12 protein-coding genes are annotated in these 19,733 nt (G+C 67.2%); 4 read left to right on the top strand and 8 right to left on the bottom strand.

Going from position 1 to position 19,733, the window contains the following annotated elements:
* Window positions 1-24: 24 nt before the first annotated feature.
* Both QFZ46_RS11110 and QFZ46_RS11105 read right to left on the bottom strand, forming a co-directional pair.
* A complete protein-coding gene (locus QFZ46_RS11110; RefSeq protein ID WP_307361354.1) occupies window positions 25-6,117 on the bottom strand; it encodes an Ig-like domain-containing protein in 6,093 nt (2,030 codons plus the stop codon).
* A gap of 118 nt (window positions 6,118-6,235) precedes the next feature.
* The gene (locus tag QFZ46_RS11105; RefSeq protein ID WP_307361351.1) at window positions 6,236-6,805 is read right to left on the bottom strand and encodes a DNA-3-methyladenine glycosylase I; all 570 of its coding nucleotides are present in this window, start codon (window positions 6,803-6,805) and stop codon (window positions 6,236-6,238) included.
* A gap of 90 nt (window positions 6,806-6,895) precedes the next feature.
* Here QFZ46_RS11105 and QFZ46_RS11100 point away from each other — a divergent pair, with 90 nt between their 5' ends.
* Window positions 6,896-7,897, top strand: coding sequence for a hypothetical protein (locus tag QFZ46_RS11100; protein WP_307361350.1), 1,002 nt, complete (start codon window positions 6,896-6,898; stop codon window positions 7,895-7,897).
* A gap of 100 nt (window positions 7,898-7,997) precedes the next feature.
* Here the strand turns inward: QFZ46_RS11100 and QFZ46_RS11095 are convergent, their stop codons facing one another.
* The 4 genes from QFZ46_RS11095 to QFZ46_RS11080 form a co-directional block, all read right to left on the bottom strand.
* Complete coding sequence (locus QFZ46_RS11095; protein WP_307361347.1) at window positions 7,998-10,058, bottom strand: acyl-CoA dehydrogenase family protein; 2,061 nt, start codon at window positions 10,056-10,058, stop codon at window positions 7,998-8,000.
* A 238-nt stretch (window positions 10,059-10,296) separates the two neighbouring features.
* A complete protein-coding gene (locus tag QFZ46_RS11090) occupies window positions 10,297-11,118 on the bottom strand; it encodes a MetQ/NlpA family ABC transporter substrate-binding protein (RefSeq protein WP_307361344.1) in 822 nt (273 codons plus the stop codon).
* Between the two features lie 49 nt (window positions 11,119-11,167).
* The gene (locus QFZ46_RS11085) at window positions 11,168-11,839 is read right to left on the bottom strand and encodes a methionine ABC transporter permease (RefSeq protein WP_307361342.1); all 672 of its coding nucleotides are present in this window, start codon (window positions 11,837-11,839) and stop codon (window positions 11,168-11,170) included.
* The gene (locus QFZ46_RS11080; protein ID WP_307361339.1) at window positions 11,839-12,612 is read right to left on the bottom strand and encodes a methionine ABC transporter ATP-binding protein; all 774 of its coding nucleotides are present in this window, start codon (window positions 12,610-12,612) and stop codon (window positions 11,839-11,841) included. The genes QFZ46_RS11085 and QFZ46_RS11080 overlap by 1 nt, the downstream gene beginning before the upstream one ends.
* Window positions 12,613-12,686: 74 nt before the next feature.
* Between QFZ46_RS11080 and QFZ46_RS11075 the strand changes: the two genes are divergently transcribed.
* Window positions 12,687-13,118, top strand: a complete 432-nt coding sequence (locus tag QFZ46_RS11075) for an OsmC family protein (protein WP_307361335.1) — start codon at window positions 12,687-12,689, stop codon at window positions 13,116-13,118.
* Window positions 13,119-13,122: 4 nt separating this feature from the next.
* Here QFZ46_RS11075 and recQ read toward each other — a convergent pair whose 3' ends face one another.
* Window positions 13,123-15,138, bottom strand: a complete 2,016-nt coding sequence (recQ, locus tag QFZ46_RS11070; protein WP_307361330.1) for a DNA helicase RecQ — start codon at window positions 15,136-15,138, stop codon at window positions 13,123-13,125.
* 92 nt (window positions 15,139-15,230) lie between these two features.
* On the opposite strand from recQ, the gene QFZ46_RS11065 reads away from it, so the two are divergent.
* Both QFZ46_RS11065 and QFZ46_RS11060 read left to right on the top strand, forming a co-directional pair.
* Complete coding sequence (locus QFZ46_RS11065) at window positions 15,231-15,557, top strand: GNAT family N-acetyltransferase (protein ID WP_307361328.1); 327 nt, start codon at window positions 15,231-15,233, stop codon at window positions 15,555-15,557.
* Window positions 15,554-16,483, top strand: a complete 930-nt coding sequence (locus QFZ46_RS11060; protein WP_307361325.1) for a pirin family protein — start codon at window positions 15,554-15,556, stop codon at window positions 16,481-16,483. Before QFZ46_RS11065 ends, QFZ46_RS11060 begins: the two co-directional genes overlap by 4 nt.
* 135 nt (window positions 16,484-16,618) lie before the next feature.
* Here the strand turns inward: QFZ46_RS11060 and QFZ46_RS11055 are convergent, their stop codons facing one another.
* Entirely contained in the window at window positions 16,619-19,654 is a 3,036-nt protein-coding gene (locus QFZ46_RS11055; RefSeq protein WP_307361323.1) for a S8 family serine peptidase, read from the bottom strand.
* Window positions 19,655-19,733: the final 79 nt, after the last annotated feature.

The following is a 19,733-nucleotide window of genomic DNA, read 5'->3' as shown; positions in this document are numbered from 1 at the left end:
CTGTTGAATTCCGCTGGCGCGGCTCTACCAGGAGCTCTTCTCGTACGCGGTGCCGTTGATCTCGACCCATACGCTCGAACCGGGGTACCCGAAGATACAGGGCAGATCCTTACTCACATTCGGACCCAGCGAGACGCTCGGATACGTGCTGCCGACCTGCCCCAACTGGCTCGTCATGCATCTCACGGAGTACGTGCCGGACGGAAAATGCTCGTTCGTGTTGATACGGAAGTGACTGCAGGAGTCGTGACGGCATGTGTCGACCTTCTCGGGTGTGCCGCGAGTGACCCAAGCCTTCGGGTCGGGCTTCCTGTCGGTCGTCGCGGAAGCGGAAGCGACGCTCGACCAGCCGGCCTTGTTGTGCACCCGCACCTCGATCACCCAGGTCTGCGAGTACTGACCGCCGACCGTGCGACTGTTGCTGCTGGCGACGCTCTCCCAGCCGCTCCAGTTGCCGTTGTGGTCTCGGATGCGGATCTGCGTGTCGTCGAGTGCGGCGCCGTTGTTTCCGTTGTTGCTCCAACTGAGCGTGATGTTGCCGCCGTTGTTCTGGGCACCCGCGTTCGGCTGCGGCGGCAAGCCGTACGGCGTCGCGTTGTTCGACGAAGCCGACTCGACACCGGTGTAGCTCCCCGTGCCGGTATTCGACAGCGCCCGGATCTGCAACGAGTAACCGACGCCGTTGTCCAGCCCGCCGATCGTGGTGTTGGTGAGAGCCTGCCAGCCGCCGCCGTTCAGCCGGAACTGATAACTGATCTCCGAGTCCCTGGCGCCGTTTCGCTGCTCAGCCGACAGCACGTATGCCGACGTGATCCTGATCGATCGGTCGCCCGCCTCGATCGTCGGGGTGTTCGGGGCATCCGGGCGGATCGCACCACGGCGCTCGGCCGACGGTGGGCTCCACGGACCCCAGCCCGCCTTGTTCTCGGCGTGGACGATGTAGGTGTACCCCCGCTCGGAGGTGGGCACGGTGATGGCCTGGCTGGTCTGGCCGGCGGGCACGTCCACCGTGCGCACGGTCGAGCCGCCTTCGAGCACCTGCACCTGATAGCGCGAGATCGCGTCACCGTTGTTGTTCGGCGCCACCCACGACACCTGCATCTGCGCCTGGTCTCCGACCGGTGCGAGCTCAGCCGTCGTCGGGGCAGAGGGCTGGAACGGGGGCCCTGCGGGTACCTCGGACAACGACCAGCCGCTGAACGTCGAGGGCTCGGGGGCACGATTATGGGCCTGCACCCGCACCTGGTAAGACGTGCCGTTCTCCAGACCCTCCCACGTCAGCGAGTTGCCCGTCACCCCGGCCTTCTCGGTGATGCCGGAAGGCGGTGCGGGCGAGATCTGCAGCGTGTACGAATCGACCGGCGACCCCGGTGTCGTCGGTGTCGTCCACGAGACCTTGAGCGACTTGTCCCCGAAGACGAGCGTCGGCGCGACGGGGGTGTCTGGCCGCGCGTCGGGGCGCGCGATGGCCGAGGCGCCCGACGGCTCCGAGTCGCCGACGCGGTTGGTCGCGATGACCTGGAACGTGTATTCGACGTTGTTCGTGAGCCCGTCCAGCGTGCACGTCGTCGAGGCGCACTCCTTGCTGTACGCGCTTCCCGAGGTGCTGGAGACCGTGTACTTGGTGATCTCGGCGCCGTTGTTGGATGGAGCCGAGAACGACACCACCACCGTGCGGTCCTGCACGCTGGTCACCTGCGGACTTCCCGGCGCCTCCGGCACTCCCTGCACGGTCAGCACGATGCGGCCGTCGACATGACGATCTGGATCCTCGGTGGCATCCTCGATCGTGTACCTGACCACGAGCGTGCCGACGAACTCCTTTCCTGGAGTGACCCGCACCTCATCGCCGTCGACCTCGGCACTCCCGCTCCCGGACTCGGGCGCGACCGAGACGAGCTTCAGCGGGGTCTCGGGGAACGGATTGAAGTCGTTGGCCAGGACCGGCACGGAGATCGTCTCGCCCTGATCGGCCTCGTCGATCGTGTCGGTGTTGGCCGTCGCCGGCGATCGCGTGGATGCCGTGATGTTCACGATCACGGTGCCTTCGACCGGCTTGGTCTCTCCGTCGGTGACCGTGAGGGTCAAAGTCTGACTGGTGCCCTTCTTCGCGTTCGACGCCGCCTCGACGGTGAGCTTGTCGCCGTCTACGCGGGCGGTGAGGCCGTTGCCGGCGTCGCCCTCGAGCGAGAAGTCGTGCTCGCCGGCGTCCTCCGGATCGGGGTCGGTCGTCAATGCCGCCAGATCGAGCTCCGAAGCCGCTTCGCCGGGCGCGACGTTGATCTCGGCGCGGGTGAACGTCGGCTGCTGGTTCTCCGGCGGCAGGACGGTGATCGGGATCGTCAGCGTGGCCTTGCGCCCTTCCGGGTCATCAGGACCGGTGCCGTCGGTGACCTCGAACGTGATCCCGTCCTCGCCGTAGAAGCCGGCCTTCGAGGTGTAGACGAGGGTGCTGGCGTCCTTGACCAGGTCGGCTCCATCGGCGTTCGATGCGCTCACCTTCGCGTGCTCGGTGATCTTGACCGTTCCGCCGCCGGCGACCATCACGTACTCGTCCAGTGGCAGCTCTTTGGTCTCACCGCTGACCACCTCGACGGGCTTGGTCGAGGTGAGTGACGGCCGCAGGTCCTTCACGGCCGGCACGAAGATGAACGCCGACGTCGACAGTTCGTCGCGATCGGTGAGCGTATACCGGATCAGCTGCATCTCGTCGCCGACCGTGACGCGCACCTTTCCGTCTTCGAGCAGGGTGCCACCCGCACCGACTTCGACGTCCAGCGCCTCAGTCGTACCATCCGGGTCCTCGTCGTTGCCGACGATGTCGACGTCGCTGGTGAGCTCACCGTCGGTGAGGTCCGATGGCAGCACGCGGTCATCTCGGGCGATAGGGGCGATCAGCGGCACGTCATCGTCCACGGTGATCTGCAGCACGGCCTGCGCCGTCGCACCGCGCGAGTCGCTGATCGTGTACTGCAGAGATGTCTCGACCGCGTTGTCGGGCGCCTGCACGAGCACGCGGTCGCCTGAGACGCGGGCCTCGAGGCCCGAATCCTCCGGCAGCACGAGCCCGTCCTTGACGAGTGCGATCTCGTCGCCCTCGGGATCAGAGTCGTTCAGAGTCACCGGTACGGCGATCTCGCGCCCCGGCCGCACAACGACGGCATCCTTCACCGCATACGGTGCCTGGTTCATCTCCTCGGCTGGCGCGACGCCGACACGGATCGTCGCCGTGCCCTCCTGTCCGAGACGGTCGCGCACGCGATACGAGAACGTGTCGACGCCCGAGGAGGCGGCGTACGCCTCGTACACGAAGTAGTTCTGCGCGACCTCGGTGATGCGACCCTTCTTCGGGTTCGACGCGAGGCCGATCAGCTCGACGGAGTCACCGTCTTCATCGATGCCATCCAAGGGCACCGCGATGTTCGCGACATTGCCGCTCAGCACACGTGTCGTGATGTCCTGCGGGCGGGGAGCCGCGTTCTCATCCTGGACGGGCACGATCTGGATCGTGATGTACCCGCCGACCTTGTTCCCGCGAGTGTCTGAGACCTCATACGTGGCGTAGACGGTCTTCGCCTCATCACCGGCCTTGAAGCGCACCGTATCCTGCGAGACGAAGATCTCGCCGTCCTCCGGATCGACGAACGGCTCGACCAGCTCTGGCTCGAGGCTCAAGGCGTCGCCGACCGGACTCGTGTCGTTCTCGAGCACGGGGATGGTCACGACATCGCCGACGCGTACGACCGCTTGATCCGGCGTTGTGACCGGCGGGAGGATCTTTTCCGGCGCGGGGATCGGGATGACGACCACCTCGCCCTCGGCCGTCTTGGAGCCGTTCGAGATGCGGTAGCTGATCTTCACCGGCTCGTCGAGCGCGCCCTGATCGCCGATGCGCAGCGACTCGTGGTTGAGCACCGAGACCGAGATGCCGCTGCCCGGTTCCACGGTCACCGACTGGACCACGAGGATGCCGCCCGACGGGTCGGTGTCATTGTTCAGCACGCCCAGAAGCACCTCGCCGCCTGTGGGCAGCAGCGCCACGTCGCGTACGGCGACCGGCGGCAGATCCTGTTCGCTCGCATCGGCGACGTCGATGCGGACGATTCCCGGCACTCCGTTCGGACCCGCCGCGACCTCGTACAGGACGTAGTAGACACCGGGCGCCGGGGCGCTGAAGGTGAAGGTCTTGTTCGGATAGTCGGGCTGGATCGTCGCACCGGGGGTCTCGTCGCCGTTCACCCTGGTCAGGCGCAGTTGCTCTTGGCCCGAGCTCGAGTCGTTCGCGAGCGGTGAGACCGTCACCTGCTCGCCGACGCGGGTCATCACGTGATCGGCGTTCGTCTTCGGCAGCGTCGACCCGGCTTGACGAACGTCGAGCACGAGCGTGCCCGTCGCGACCTCGCCGAGGGCGTCGGCGACCGAGATCTCCACTTCCTTGCGCCCCTGCAGGCTCGCCGTGGCGCGGTAGGTGATCTGACCGTCCGTCGTGAACTCGACCTCGTCACCCGGTGCGGCGACGACGCCGCGCAGGTAGATGTCGTCGCCTTCGGGGTCGATCCAGTCCGGGAGGATGTTGTAGGAGATCGTTCCGCCGGTCTCGATGGCCAGTGCCGTCGTGCGCTTCGGCTTGGGGGCGGTGTTGGTGTCCCAGTCCTTGACCGTGAGATTCGCATTCGCGGTGTCCGTACCGCCGCGACCGTCGTTCACCTCGTATGAGAAGGACGCTGCGCCCGAGGCATCTTCTCCGACCGCGATCTGGAGCGAGCCGCCGTCGTAGATCGGCTGCACCGTTCCGATCGACGGCTGCTGCTCGGCGATCGCGGCGACCAGCACGTCGCCGTCGGGGTCGTTGTCGTTGTCGAGCACGGGCAGAGCCGTGGTCTGACCTGGACGCACGCCGAACTCGTCGTCCTCCGCGACGGGGGGCGTGTTCACGTCCGTGCGCACGGGAAGCGTGGTCTCCACGGTCTCCTGCGTGGTGTCCTCTTCGTTCTCGGTCTCACCCTCGGGCGGTGTCAGGTCATCCCAGTTGTCGACCTGCTGAAGACTCTCGTCGGTGAGCCACGCTGCACCGCCGACGGAGTCGTTGAGGATGATGACGTCGCGATTCACACGGAAGGTCAGCGACGCCGAGGATTCGGCACCGGGAACCTCTTCATTGATGTCGTCGCCGTCACCGGGGCATTCGCGAACGAAAGTGCCGGTGCCGGACCACGCGCCGTAGCTGCAGCCGAGCAGGGACACCGGGGCGGCCGGGGTGCCGTCGCCGCCCGTGCTCGTCGCCTGGGGCTCGCCGCCGTCGAGCGGCACATCGATCAGCTGGGACGCCGTCGCGACGGTCACCGCGTCCGTCGCCGCAGACGAGTACTGCAGCACGGCGGAGTCGGCCTCGGGGATCTCGGTGCGGAACCCACCAGGAGTCATCACGGCGCTGTCGGACGGTGACAGCACGACCGGGGTCGCGCCGACCGCCGTGATGGAAGGAGCGATCGAGGCGTCCAACTCACCCAGAGCGGCGGACTGCGGCTCGAGGGCCTCACCCTCGTTGTCGACGGGGATGGTGACCACTTCGGCGTTCTCACCGGAGACGGCGTACACCGTGCCGTCCTGCCCCACGGTCACGTCGGAGTTCTTGCCCAGTTCGACGAGCGGGTCGGTTCCCTGCAGCTCGAATCCCGAGATGCCCTTGACCGGCACGACCCAGAGGTCGCCGGACTCGGTGTCGAGGATCGCCGCAGTCTGCGCGCCGAGCGCGACCTTCGCCGATCCGGGGATGGTGGTGCTGTCGCCCAGCGAGACGCGGGCGGAGTCGACGGCGGTGAGGGTCGCGTTGCTGCGATCGGTGACGAGCACGGTCGACGCATCCTGCAGGATGTCGAACCCCTCGCCGGTCGTGCGCAGTCCGCCATCGAGAAGAGTGGACTCATTGTTGAAGTGGCCGACCATCAGCGCCGACGACTTCGTGATCCAGACGCCGCCGTCGTTCAGGTCGACTTTCGTGGTGGGATTGCCCTCATACGCGAAGGCGAGGGTGCCGATCGCGACGACCGCCGCAGTGACGCCCGCAACAGATGCGGCCGTCTTCGGTTTCGCGCGCAACCATGACAGCGCCTTCATCGTCAGTTTCCCCCCGGGTGGACGTCACAACCGTGCGACGAGCCGACTGACCCAGGACGCACCGGTACATCCTAACCGCCACACGCGAATTGCCCCACGGGCAGGAATACCCATCTGATCAGGTGACGCGCCAGCACCCCTCGATGTGATCGTCGACCATGCCGGCCGACTGCATGAGCGCGTACATCGTCGTGGCGCCGACGAACCGGAACCCTCGCTTGCGGAGCGCCTTGCTCATCGCCGTCGATTCGTCCGTCACCGCGGGCACGTCGGCGAAGGAGCGCGGGCGGATACCCGCCGCCGGCGCGAACGACCACATCAGCTCATCGAGCTCGCCCGGCGTCATCTCGGTCACAAGACGCGCGTTGCCGATCGTGGCAAGGATCTTGGCACGATTGCGGATGATCCCGGCATCCGCCATCAGACGCTCGACGTCGTCGTCGTCGAAGGCGGCGACCGTCTCGGGGGCGAACCCGGCGAAGACCTCCCGGAACCGCGGTCGCTTGCGCAGGATGGTGATCCAGCTGAGCCCCGCTTGGAAACCTTCGAGCGCCATCTTCTCGAAGAGCGCGCGGTCGCCGTGAAGCGGCACGCCCCACTCCTCGTCGTGATATCTGGCGTATTCAGCATCCGTTCCGATCCATGCGCAGCGAGCGCGCCCGTCAGCACCGGTGAGGAGGGAGGTCATGGCACCAGCGTAGGCAATGCCTGCGACATGGGTTTCGCGACGAGCGCGTCGCCGATAGCCTGGGCACTCGACAATCGGGGGGATGCCGTGGTGCAACGATCATCGTGGACGGCCAGGATCATCACTGCTCTGATCGGCGTGATCGTCACGCCGATCGCTCTGGGCATCATCTCGGCCGGGGGCATCGAGGCATACCGGCTCTTCACGATGTTCGGCTACACGGGTGTCGACCTCACGGAGTTCGCGGGTCCGATCGCGCTCCAGATTCTCGGGCTCCTGCTCCTCGTCGGCGTCGTCGCGACCGGGCTGTGGAGCTCTGCCGGCCTCATCGCCGCCGGTGTACTCGGACTCGCGGCGCTGGTGCTCGCCGTCGTGCCGGGGCTCATGCTCGAAGTGCTCGTCAGCGCGCCGCCGTTCCTTCCTCGGGCGTGGGTCGACGGGCTCTACTACGGACTCCCCCTCCTCGTGTGCACGGTTCTCGGGGCCATGGGCCTGACGCTCATGCTGATCCGCCGGAGCACACGCCGCGTCAGCGCAGGCTTCGTCGTCGGAGGGTTCGTCGCGGCCCCCGTGCTGCTGGCGGTCGGGGGATGGCTGCTGGTCTGGGGCAACGGCGAGGGTCAGATGAGCGCGGTGAGGACCTTCGACACCTCGATCAATCCCATGGTCGTACTCGCACTGATCGTCGGTGTCGCATTCACCGTCGCCGGGATCGGTGCCAGCGGGTGGTCGCCTTGGGCGCTCGTGATCCCGGCGCTCTTCCTGCTTCTGATCTCGCTGCTGTTCGTCACCACGATGGGCACACCCCTCTTCCACGGCATCGTGCCAATGGCTCTGCTCCGGTCCGGGACACCGATGGTCATGGTGGGAGTCGCGACCGCGGTCGCCGTGGCGCAGCTCGCTTTCACCGCGGTGCTGCTGATCATCTCGCGTCGTGGGCGCCGGAACCCGGCAGCCTTTCCCGTTGCCGATCACGGCGCCTATCCGGTCGGGCAGCACCCTGTTCCGCCTCAGTGGACCTATCCGCCGGCTCCACCGATCGCAGCGCCGCCGGCGCCTCCTGCCGCGCCGCCGGCACCGCCTGCCCCCTGACTACGGGCCAAGGACGAGTTGCACGACCGGGGCACGAATGCACGACGTGTTCGGCTCGGTCGTCGCGCATCTGCACCCGCGTCGTGCAGGTGTGCTGAAGTCAGTCCTTCTTGGCGGCCTTCTTCAGAAGCTTCTCCGAGATGGGCGCCTGACCGGATGCGGCGAGGTCGGCGTAGTACGCCCGCGCCTCGTCCTGACGATCTTTCTCCGCACCGCTGGCGATAGGAGCGCGCACGTGCTCCGGCTCGTAGCCGAAGGCGTTCACCAGGTCGAGCGCGTGCGGACGCAGCCGAAGGCAGAGCCGATCGATGTAGCTCGACACTGCGGCGGCGCGCTGCGTCGACAGGCGGCCGTTGATGATGTGCCATGCGAGGTGCTTCTCGATGAGCTGCAGCCCGAACAGATCGCGCAGCCAGGTGAGCACCTGCTTCGTGTCGGCATCCGGAATGCTGTTGACGGCATCCGTGAACGCTTCCCACTGCAGCAGTTCGCCATGCGCGCGGGCCGCCTCGATGAGATCGGCCTGGTTCTCGTTGAAGAGCTTCTCGCCGAGCACCTTGTCCTTGCCGGCCGGGCGCAGGCGACCGGCGATGTCGGCGACCATCTGCTGCACACGATCAGCCAGCAGCTCGTGCTGCTGCTCGGCACGAAGACCGTTCTCGACCGAGCGCGCCGTCGAGCCGAAGTCGGCGATGTTCTGTCCGAAGCGACGAAGGCCGGCGCCGTGGAACACCTTGCCGGCGGTCTGTCCGACCGCGTACTTCGCGAGAGCCGCGGCATCCTTGTCCTTGAACTGCCCCGCGAAATCCGTCAGCAGGCGCTTGCCCACCAGCTGCAGCAGGATGTTGTTGTCGCCCTCGAAGGTGACGTAGATGTCGAGGTCCTGACGAAGGCCGACCAGACGGTTCTCGAACATGTAGCCGGCGCCGCCGCAGGCCTCGCGCGCCTCCTGCAGCGTGTCGAGGGCGTGCCATGTCGACAGCGGCTTGAGCGCCGCCGCGAGGGTCTCGAGGTCTTCGCGGTCGTCCGGTGTGTCGGTGCGGCCCGAGAACACTCCGTCGAACTTCTGCAGGAACTCGTCGTGCGCGAAGATCTGCGCATACGTGGTGGCCAGGCGCGGCAGCAGGCGGCGCTGGTGCTTGCCGTAGTCGAGCAGCACGACCTCCTGCCCGTCGGCTCCGTCGAACTGGCGGCGCTGGGTGGCGTAGGTGATCGCGATGTACAGGCCGAGGGCTGAGCCCCAGGATGCCGCGCCGTCAAGTGACACACGGCCCTGCACCAGCGTGCCGAGCATCGTGAAGAAGCGGCGACCGGGGCTGTCGATCGGGCTCGTGTACGTGCCGTCCGGTGCGACGTCGCCGTACTTGTTCAGCAGGTTCGCACGAGGGACGCGCACGTGATCGAAAGAGAGGCGGCCGTTGTCGATTCCGTTCAGCCCGCCCTTCAGGCCGTCGTCCTCGCGGCCGATCCCGGGCAGGTCCTTGCCGTCCTCCCCGCGGAGCGGCACGTAGAAGCAGTGCACACCGTGGCTGACGCCGTTCGTGATCAGCTGTGCGAACACAGTTGCCGCGACGCCGTGCAGAGCGGCGTTGCCGAGGTACTCCTTCGTCGCGCCGCGGAACGGCGTGTTGATCACGAACTCCTCGGTCTCAGGGTCGTACGTCGCTGTCGTCCCCGCGGCTGCGACGTCGGAGCCGTGCCCGATCTCGGTCATCGCGAAGGCTCCTGGGATGCTCAGGTCCATGACACCGGGCAGCCACTTCCTGTGGTGGTCCTCGGTGCCCAGCTGCAGGATCGCCGAGCCGAACAGTCCCCACTGCACGCCGGCCTTGATCTGCAGGCTCGGGTCGGCTGCGACGAGCTCTTCGAATCCGGAGATGTTGGCGCCGTTGTTGTCCTCACCGCCGAACTCCTTCGGGAAGGCACGGTGCACTGCCTTGTTCTCGACCAGCAGGTGCAGCTGACTGAGAACCCGCTCTCGGTGCTCGTCCTTGCCGAGTTCGTCGATCCGCCAGAACGCAGGATCCTTGATCATCTCGCGCGCGGTGCGGCGCGTGTCGGCCCAGGTGCCGAGCAGAAGATCGTTCACCCGCTCGACGTCGATGCGAGGAGCATCGCCATCACGGGATGTCGTTGCGGGACGGACGGCGGCGTCGACCATTGGGGTTCCCCTCAGAGAGAAGTAAGGATGCTTCAACCGTAGGAGTCCTCCAACGGGTGACCAAGCGCTGTGTACGCAACCTCCAACGCGCCGGCGCCATGCGGTCGGGTCGAGTTGTCGCGAGGCCACAGCCCCGCGACTTCCCGCGTCGAGGAGAACGTCCGGCGTCAAAGGAGGAAAGTGTCGGCCTCGATCGAGCCTCGCCGACGCTTTCCTCCTTTCATCTCACACGCTCCGCTCAGAACGCGGTCTCGATCGTGCCGTTCGACTCGATGACCTCGCGCACCTCGTCGCTGGAGAACGCGGCCTTGAGCGCCTCGGTCGCCTTGCTGTCGGCATCCTCTTCACGGACCGCGACGTGCAGCGCGAACCGACCGTCGAGCTCGGTGATGAGGCCGTCATCCTCGGGATTGAGGCCGAGGGCTGCGATGTGCGAAGGCCACTGGAAGACGAGGTCGGCCTCCTCGTACGCCGAGTTCAGCGACGCGATCGGCACCTCGAGGAACTCGACGTTCTTCGGGTTCCCTTCGATGTCGTCAAGACTGGATGCGTAGGGGTCGACATCAGGGTCGAGGGTGATGACGCCCTCCGCGTCGAGGAGCTTGAGAGCACGGGCGAGGTTGGACGAGTCATTCGGGACTGCGATCGTGGCGCCGTCGGGCAGATCCGCGATGTCGTCGAGCGTCTTCGAGTAGAACGCGATCACGAAGTTGTAGACCGGCTGCACTGCCACCAGGGCGGCGTCGTTCGCGGCGTTGAACTCCTGCATGTACGGCTCGTGCTGTGAGAAGTTCGCGTAGGCGTCGCCGTCGTTCACGATCGTGTTGGCCGTGATGTAGTCCGAGACCTCGACGAGCTCGATCTCGTAGCCGTCTTCGATGGCCTCGCCGGCCGCCTCCACGACATCCGTCATGGGTGCCGTGACGGCGGCGATCTTCAGGACGACTGGTTCGGATGCTGCGGCATCCGAACCTCCGGACGACTCACCCGACGCGCATCCGGCCAGCACCAGGGTGGCTCCGATGCCGACGGCGAGGATGCCTATACGTGCGGTTCTCATGGGTCCTTCTTTCTTATGTGGAACGTTCTCGCTGACGCGGATTCGGCGCTCAGCGATGGTCGAGCCGCTCGGAGGCGCGATGACCGACCGCCTGGATCACCAGCACGCAGACGACGATGATGGCGATCGTGATGTACATGAGTGCGTCGTTGTACTCCTGGTAGCCGTAGCGCATCGCGAAGTCGCCGATGCCGCCGCCGCCTACGACGCCGAGCACGGTCGAGTACGACAGCAGGCTGATCGCAGCGGAGGTGAGGGCATAGACGAGTCCGGAGCGCGCCTCGGGCAGCAGCACGCGGAACACGGACTGCGGAACCGTGGCCCCCATGGCCATTGCGACACGGGAGATGCCAGGAGGGATCTCCCGGAGGATCTGCTCGACCAGCCGGGCGTAGATGGCCACTGCGACGAAGCACAGCGGCAGCGTCGATGCCTGCGTGCCGAAGCTCGTGCCCACCACGGCGCGGGTGAACGGGATGAGGAAGACCACGAGCAGCAGGAACGGGAAGGAGCGGACGATGTTGATGTACAGGTTCGCGATCGTCCAGATCGGTCGGTTCTCGGAGATGCCGCCGCGCTGCGTGAGGAACACGATCATCCCGAGCGGGAGACCGATCAGCACGGCTGCCGCCAGGGACACGAGCATCATGTATCCGGTCTCGGCGAGCGCCTCCGCGATGTCTTCGCCGTACTCGGCGAGAAGATCGGTGAGCCAGCTCATCACATCAGCTCCCGCTTGACCTGCTCGTGATAGCTGGGGATCGTTCGCAGGTCGGTCTTCTTCACGGCGAAGAGCTCGCGCATGCGCCCCTTCTCGAGCAGCAGGGCCCGATCGCAGATCGCCTTCACGACCTCGAGGTCGTGGGAGATCACGACGATCGTGGTGCCGAACTTGTCCCGGGCGTCCAGCAGCACGCGGAGCACCTCGGCGGTGGTGCTCGCATCCAGTGACGAAGTCGGCTCGTCGCAGAGAAGCAGGGGTGGCCGGGTGACCAGCGCACGAGCGAGACCCACGCGCTGCTTCTCTCCCCCGCTGAGTTCGGCGGGGTGATGGTCGGCCCGATGCGCGAGCCCGACGAAGGCGAGCATCTCATCCACTGCCGCGCGCTCTTCGGCATGCGTTCGCCTGACGCCGCCGCGACGGCTGATCTGAAGTCCGAGCGCGACATTCTGACGCACGGTTCGGCCGCTGAGCAGGTGGATGCCCTGGAACACCACGCCGATGCCGCGTCGCAGCATCCGCATCTCTCGGCGACTGCGCCCGGCAACCGTCGTGCCATCGACGCGCACTTCGCCTGCGTCTGCGGTGGTGAGTCCGTTGACGAGCTCGAGGAGGGTCGTCTTGCCCGCACCGCTCTCGCCGATGACACCGAAGATCTCGCCGCGTTCGATGCTCAGGTCGATGCCGTCGAGCGCCGGCGGCTGGTCGGAGCGGTCGCCGTAGTACTTGCTGACGTCGCTGAACTCGACGATCGTCGTGCCCGTGGTTTCCATTGATGCGTGCCGCTCTCTTCGCTCGCGGCTTCATCGCCCGGAGTTGGTGTACTGAGTCCAACTATAGTTGAGGTATGAGCATGAGGTACCGGACAGAGGCGATCAATCGCGACGGCGGAGACGGCATCGCCGGGGTTCCCGATGGCTTGAGTGTGACCGTCTCATCGCCGTTGAATCCTGACCGCGATCCCTCCGGGACGAACCCCGAGCAGCTGCTGGCTCTCGCCTGGGCGACGTGCCTGAACGCGACGGCGCAGGCGGTCGTGGCGCGTCGCACCCGCACCGCCGTGCGCGTCGAGGTGGAGCTGCACGATGCGTCGACGGGTACCGGGTATGAGTTCCACGTCGACGCATACCTGTCGGCTGAGGGCGCCGACGCCGCGGAGACCGAGCGAGTGCTCGCCGCCGCGCATGCGCGCTGCCCGGTGTCGAAGCTGCTCGGAGCGGCCGCCACCGCGCACGTGCATGCCGAGGAATTCGCGCACGAGCAGACTTCGACTCGCTGACGCCTCAGTTCGCGGCGACCACCGCGAGCACAGCGTCGCCGTACGCCTCGCGCTTCTTCTCGCCGATGCCGGTGATGCCGTCGAGGTCGCCCATGGAGCCCGGGCGGATCTCGGCGAGCGCTCGAAGGGTCGCATCGCCGAACACGATGTAGGCCGGCTTCCCGATCTCACGTGCGGTCTCGGCACGCCACGCCCGCAGGGCTTCGAACAGCGAACGGTCGCCCTCGGCCACGGCATCCGACGCAGCCGACGTCTTGCGCGTGCGACTCGCGCTGACCCGGCCCATGGTGTCCTTGCGGAGCGGAACCGATGTCTCACCGCTCAGCACCCCCGCGGCCACGTCGCCGGGCGCGAGCGTGCCGTAGTCGCCCTGCGCGACGAGGATGCCGCGCGCGAGCAGCTGCCGCACGACACTGCGCCAGTCCTGATCGGACAGCTCGGCGCCGATGCCGTAGGTCGCGAGACCGTCGTGCTTCTGCTGGCGGATGCGGTCGTTCGAGGATCCGCGCAGGATGTCGATGAGGTGGCCGGCGCCGAAGGCCTGGTTGCGCTCGCGCTTCAGACGCACGATCGTCGACAGCAGCTTCTGCGCCGGCACGAGGCCGTCGAACGTCTCGGGCTTCTCGAGGCAGGTGTCGCAGTTGCCGCAGGGACCCGATTCCTGGCCGAAGTAGTTCAGCAGATTCTGCCGCCGGCACTCGACCGTCTCGCACAGCGCGAGCATGGCGTCGAGGTGCTGGCCCATCCGCATCTTGAACGTGCGGTCGCCCGGGCTCTGGTCGATCATTCGACGCTGCTGCACGACGTCACCGAGGCCGTACGCCATCCACCCGACGGCCGGCTCGCCGTCACGGCCTGCGCGACCGGTCTCCTGGTAGTAGCCCTCGACCGACTTCGGCAGGTCGATGTGGGCGACGAATCGCACGTCCGGCTTGTCGATCCCCATGCCGAACGCGATCGTCGCGACCATCACGACGCCGTCCTCGCGCAGGAACCGCGACTGGTTCGCCGCCCGCACCTCGGCGGGAAGGCCCGCGTGATACGGCAGCGCATCGAGCCCCTGGGCCGAGAGATACGTCGCGGTCTGCTCGACCGACTTCCGACTCAGTGCGTAGACGATGCCCGCCGCGCCGTCTGGCATCGAGCGGATGAACGACACCAGCTGCTTGCGAGGGTCGACCTTGGGGACGATCCGGTACTGGATGTTCGGACGGTCGAAGCTCGCGACGAAGTGCTTGGCTGTGGCCAGTTGCAGGCGCTCGGTGAGCTCCTTGTGGGTGGCGCGGGTCGCGGTCGCGGTGAGCGCCATGCGCGGCACCCCGGGGAAGCGCTCACCCAGGTCACCGAGCGCGAGGTAGTCAGGCCGGAAGTCATGGCCCCACTGCGACACGCAGTGCGCCTCATCGATCGCGATGACACTGATCACACCGCGCTGCAGCAGCGCAGTCGTCTGCCGACTCGACAGCCGCTCGGGGGCGACGTAGATGAGGTCGAGCTCGCCGGCGACGTACGCCCGCTCCACTTCGGAGCGCTCTGATGCCGACTGCGTCGAGTTCAGGTACGCCGCGTTCACGCCGTTCGCACGGAGCGCGTCGACCTGATCGTGCATGAGTGCGATCAGCGGGCTGATCACGAGTCCGGTGCCCTCGCGTACGAGCGCCGGCACCTGGTAGGTGACGCTCTTTCCGCCACCGGTCGGCATCAGCACGACAGCATCCCCACCGCCGATCACGTGATCGACGATCGCCTCCTGGTCACCGCGGAACGCGTCGTAGCCGAAGACGGTGTGCAGCGCCTCGCGCGCCGTCGCGTAGCGCGCCGGCGTCGCCTGACGGGCGACCGGAGCGGATGCCGGTGCGACCGGCGTCGTCGGACCCTGGCCCCAGTCGAGCGGCGGCTCGTAGCCGGCACCCTTGGGCTCCCAGTCCATCTCTTCGGGCGGAGGAGCATCGTCCCAGGGCTCGGGCTCGGTCGGATCCCACGGCAGATCCTCGTACGGGTCACGGGATGTCTGCGGCATCCCTCCAGCGTAACGACCCCTGCAGACGCCCGTCGTCCTAGGGTGGGGATAACGAACGCGCCTGACGTGGGGCGACGAGCGAAGGAGCAGCCATGACAGACGACACCACAGTCACCCGCAACGACGACGCCTCTCGCTACGAGATCCGCATCGGGGACACCCTCGCCGGTTTCGCGAAGTTCGATCAGCGGCCGGGCGAGATCCGCTTCATCCACACCGAGGTCGACCCGGCGTTCCAGGGCAAGGGTCTGGCGAGCATCCTCGCTGCCGACGCGCTGGCAGATGTCGCAGCATCCGGCGACACGATCGTGCCGTACTGCCCGTACATCGCGAAGTACCTGAAGACGCATGAGGTGGACGGCGCGGAGATCCGCTGGCCGCAGCTTCCCACCGACCCGACGGATGCCACAGGCTCATGATCGGCCGGCGCAGCATCTCGCTCGAGCCGCGCGAGGTGCCACTCGGCGGAGTGCGCGCGATGAACGTGCTGCGGACTCTGCCGAACAAGGACCTGCCGACGGTCGGCGCCTGGTGCTTCCTCGACCGCTTCGGACCCGGGCCGGTCAAGATGCGCGTCGAGCCGCACCCGCACATCGGTCTGCAGACTGTCACCTGGCCGCTCGTCGGCGATGTGCGACACCGCGACTCCCTCGACAGCGACGTGACGCTGACACGCGGGCAGCTGAACCTCATGACGGCCGGACACGGTATCTCGCACTCCGAGTACTCCCTCGGCGAAGAGGAGATTCCACTGGACGCCCTCCAGCTCTGGGTCGTGCTGCCGGAGTCCGCGCGCGACGGTGCGGGCGGGTTCGAGCAGCACACGTCGCTTCCCACCGTCGCACTTCCGGCATCCTCGGGTCCTGATGCCACGGCGACCGTCGTACTCGGCGAGTTCGCCGGCACCCGCTCGCCGGCGACCGTGCACACACCGATCGTCGGGGCCGAGATCGCACTGCCCGCCGGGAGCCGCGTCGCGCTGCCGCTCGATCAGGCGTGGGAGCATGCGATCGTGCTGGTCGAGGGCGATGTGGCGGTCGACGATCTCTCTCTGGTGCGCAACGAGATGCTCTACCTCGGGGACTCCCGCGCGCAGGTGTCGGTGTCGAGCACCGAAGGCGCGCTGATATTCGTTCTCGGCGGCGAACCGTTCGAGGAAGACCTGGTCATGTGGTGGAACTTCGCCGGCCGCACGCACGACGAGATCGCGCAGGCGCGTGCCGACTGGGAGACTCCGGATGCTGCGACCGCTCGTTTCGGTCACGTCGTGTCCCATGGCGCTGAGCGGATCCCGGCGCCCGAGCTGCCGAACGTGAGACTGAAACCGCGGCGACGGCACATCTGACGTCTCGTACAGACGCAGGGCGATTTCACGGATGCAGCGCGACACACCGTGGTTTCGCCCTGCATCCGTGCATCGGCCCTGCATCCGTGCGCGGGATGAGGCGCCGCGCACCTGAGCGCGCGGCGCCTCATCCGTTTACTTCGTGTCGACCGAGACGATCGTCCGCACGTCGGAGTCGCCGTACTGCACGACGCCGAGGTACTCCGTGCCCGCCGTCAGGCCGGCCCAGCTGAGCTCGTAGCTCGTCGCCTCGCCCTGCGTCACAGCGAGCGGGTTCGGCGTCGCCGCGAGCGCCCCCTCGCCGCCCGGCGACACGTTGGCGTAGGTCATATCCCACGTCATCGGCGCCGTCGTCGAGTAGACATTCGCCACGATCAGGTACGTGCCGGCCGTCGGCGTCGGAAGCGTCACCTGCTCATCAGCCGAGGCGGTCGCCGACTGCCACCGCTCGTAGTAGCGCAGATCGTCCGGTGCGACCACGCGGTACACCGTCAGATCGAGGTCGCTGCCCTCGTCATCCGACGAATCGAGATCGAACCTCGACAGCGTGGTGCCCTCCGGAACGTCGATCACCCACGAGACGTCCTTGTTCGCGTCTCCCGAGCCCTCGTCGCCCGAATGCCCGTCCACAGGATGGGCGGGGTCGGTGAGCAGCTGGAACGGTGTGAGACCAGCGAGGTTGAGCGGCAGATCGCCATTCAACCCGGGCGTGATCTCGACGACCGTGCTGCCGTCGACGCCGGTTCCTGTCACCTCGGCCGGCGCGTCCGCTGTCACCGGGAACACCGCGATCGGCGTGCGAACCGTGTTCGCCTCGCTCGCCCAGGTGAGCGAGCCGGTCGCCCACTGCTCGACCGGAGCGCTCGCGTTGTCGAAGGTGACGGTGTACGTCGCCGTCTCGCCGGGCGCACCGAAGCTGAGCGTCGACGGTTCGACACTCACGTTCACACCGGGCACGTCGACGCTCGCGGTGAACGTGCCCGCCTCGGTCGACGTCACCGTGCGGGTGATCGTCTGCGCGCTGGCGAGCGTGCCGATCGAGATCGACGCGAGGTTGAGGTCGCTGCCGTCGATCGGCTCGACGCCGCCGAACTCCGCCAACCCCTTGCCCTCGATGAACGCCGCCCAATCCGCGACGCCGTTCAGATACAGCAACCCCGGTTCGAAGAAGCGGGTCGGATCGACCTGCCCCGCACCCTGTGCGAACGGGTCGGTACTCGGTGTTCCATCGGCGTTGACCGTGTCGTAGGCGGTGGTCATCATCGCCGACTTCACCTCGGCCGGAGTCGCGTTCGGACGCTCGCCGAGATACAGCGCGCCCAGACCGGCGATGTGCGGCGACGCCATGGACGTTCCGGACAGGATGCCGAAGGTCGGCGCATCCTTGCTGCCGTTGTTCGTCGCAGCGAGGATCGCCACGCCAGGGGCCGCGACATCCGGCTTCATGACGTCGCTGCCATCAGCGTGCACGGGGCCACGGCTGGAGAACCCGGCGATCTGCGGCACGGGAGTCACCTGGTCCGTCGTGTTCTCGCCGACCAGCGAGATCGGTCGATCGACGCCGCCCTGGACGTATGCGAGAACAGCTTCGCGATGCGCGGCAGCGAGGTGCACCGTCGGGACGACGTGGAAGTCGTTGTCGAGCGAGTCCGCTTCACCGGGGACGTTCACCAGCACCATGCCGATGCCGCCGGCGTCCTTGACGACCTGCGACTTCTCGGCACGCGCGTTGCTGCCGCGATCGCAGACGACGATGTGTCCGGTGACCTTCGCGGGGTCGAGCGTGCCGGGCAGGCACAGTCGAGGATCCACCGCACCCGCGAGCGCTGCATCAGCGGCGTAGATCGACGGGCCGGTCACCGTCTCCCCGAACGGGACCGAGACGGATGCTCCGGCCTGAGCGAAGCTGTCGAAGACGACCGTGCCCTCCCAAGTCGGGATCGTGGATGCCGCGACAGACGTGTACCAGGGCGACGCGTGGTCGGTGGTGACGGGGTCCGGACCGTCGTTGCCGGCGCTGACCGCGACGAACACTCCTGCGGCAGCCGCGTTCAGGAACGCGACGTCGTCCGGCGCGAGCACGGTGGTCGCCGCTCCGCCGCCGATCGAGTAGTTGATCACGTCGACGCCGTCGGCGACGGCCTGATCGATCGCGGAGATGAGGTCGCTGAGCGCGCAGATGTCATCGTCGGTGACCGCCGGGTCCGGACCGACGTAGCAGGCCTTGTACGCCGCGACCTTGGCCGCCGGCGCCACACCCGAGATCGTGCCGAGACCGACACCGCTGACCGCAGCGTCGACCCCGAAGGCCCCGGCCGCCGTGCTGGCGGTGTGCGAGCCGTGGCCGTCGCCGTCGCGCGGTGAGAGGTAGTCGTACTGGAAGTCGAATCCGGCCGCCGTGGCGCCCGTCGAGAAGTACTGTCCGCCGATCAGCTTGGTGGAGTAGTCGTGCTTGTCCCAGTCCTGGCCCTGGACGATGGCGCCGCGGTACTGACCGCCGTCCGACTTGTCGAAGTACACGTACGAGCCATCGCTGTATGCCTCGGCGCCGCTCTGCTTCTGCTTCTTGAGCTTGCTGCCCGCGAATGACGGATGCTCCGGCGCGATCCCGGTGTCGATCACACCGACCACGACGCCCTCGCCGGCGTGCTCGACGCCGCCGGTCTCCTCCCAGACTCCGCCCGCGCCTGCGGCGTCATCGCCGAGGCCGAGGAAGTCGGTGGAGGTCTGCGCATCAGGATGCCGGACCTCGTCCGGGAACACCCCGAGCACGTCCTTCGAAGCGCGCAGCGCATCGACCTGCTCTCCGGTGAGGTCGGCGCTGAAGCCGTTGACCGTCACCTGATACGTGGCATCGGGTGTGATCCCTCCCGCCTGTGCGAGCTTGCGCTGCTCGTTCGCGAGATGTGCGATGTACTTCTGCGAGTCGGATGAATGGGCGTCGAGCTGGTCACCGGGGGCCGGCTTGGTGCCGCGCAGACCCTTCGTGTCTCCTTCGTAGGTGGCGAGCGGATCTGCCTTCATCATGACGATGTAGTGCCCTGGCGTGCCGTCGACGGGGACGGGATGTGTCACCCCCTCGACGCTGGCGAAACTGGCGGTTGCCGAGGATCCGATGACGACTGCGGCCACTGTGACGGCCATCGCCATTCGGAAGGGTGATCGACCCATGTGTTCTCTCCGATGGTCTGCGAACTGCGGCTGCAATGCCGCACAATCGATCACCGTAACGCGCCGGCGAGGACCGCAC

This window comes from Microbacterium murale (assembly GCF_030815955.1).
Lineage (GTDB): Bacteria > Actinomycetota > Actinomycetes > Actinomycetales > Microbacteriaceae > Microbacterium > Microbacterium murale_A.
Note: the sequence above shows the minus strand (reverse complement) of the source record. Positions and strands in the feature narration are given on the sequence as shown.

Excerpts from the sequence above, each read along its gene's own strand:
- QFZ46_RS11085 (WP_307361342.1), bottom strand. The coding sequence starts at position 11,839 with ATGAGCTGGCTCACCGATCTTCTCGCCGAGTACGGCGAAGACATCGCG.
- QFZ46_RS11105 (WP_307361351.1), bottom strand. The coding sequence starts at position 6,805 with ATGACCTCCCTCCTCACCGGTGCTGACGGGCGCGCTCGCTGCGCATGG.
- QFZ46_RS11055 (WP_307361323.1), bottom strand. The coding sequence starts at position 19,654 with ATGGGTCGATCACCCTTCCGAATGGCGATGGCCGTCACAGTGGCCGCA.
- QFZ46_RS11075 (WP_307361335.1), top strand. The coding sequence starts at position 12,687 with ATGAGCATGAGGTACCGGACAGAGGCGATCAATCGCGACGGCGGAGAC.
- recQ (WP_307361330.1), bottom strand. The coding sequence starts at position 15,138 with ATGCCGCAGACATCCCGTGACCCGTACGAGGATCTGCCGTGGGATCCG.
- QFZ46_RS11095 (WP_307361347.1), bottom strand. The coding sequence starts at position 10,058 with ATGGTCGACGCCGCCGTCCGTCCCGCAACGACATCCCGTGATGGCGAT.
- QFZ46_RS11060 (WP_307361325.1), top strand. The coding sequence starts at position 15,554 with ATGATCGGCCGGCGCAGCATCTCGCTCGAGCCGCGCGAGGTGCCACTC.
- QFZ46_RS11090 (WP_307361344.1), bottom strand. The coding sequence starts at position 11,118 with ATGAGAACCGCACGTATAGGCATCCTCGCCGTCGGCATCGGAGCCACC.
- QFZ46_RS11065 (WP_307361328.1), top strand. The coding sequence starts at position 15,231 with ATGACAGACGACACCACAGTCACCCGCAACGACGACGCCTCTCGCTAC.
- QFZ46_RS11110 (WP_307361354.1), bottom strand. The coding sequence starts at position 6,117 with ATGAAGGCGCTGTCATGGTTGCGCGCGAAACCGAAGACGGCCGCATCT.
- QFZ46_RS11080 (WP_307361339.1), bottom strand. The coding sequence starts at position 12,612 with ATGGAAACCACGGGCACGACGATCGTCGAGTTCAGCGACGTCAGCAAG.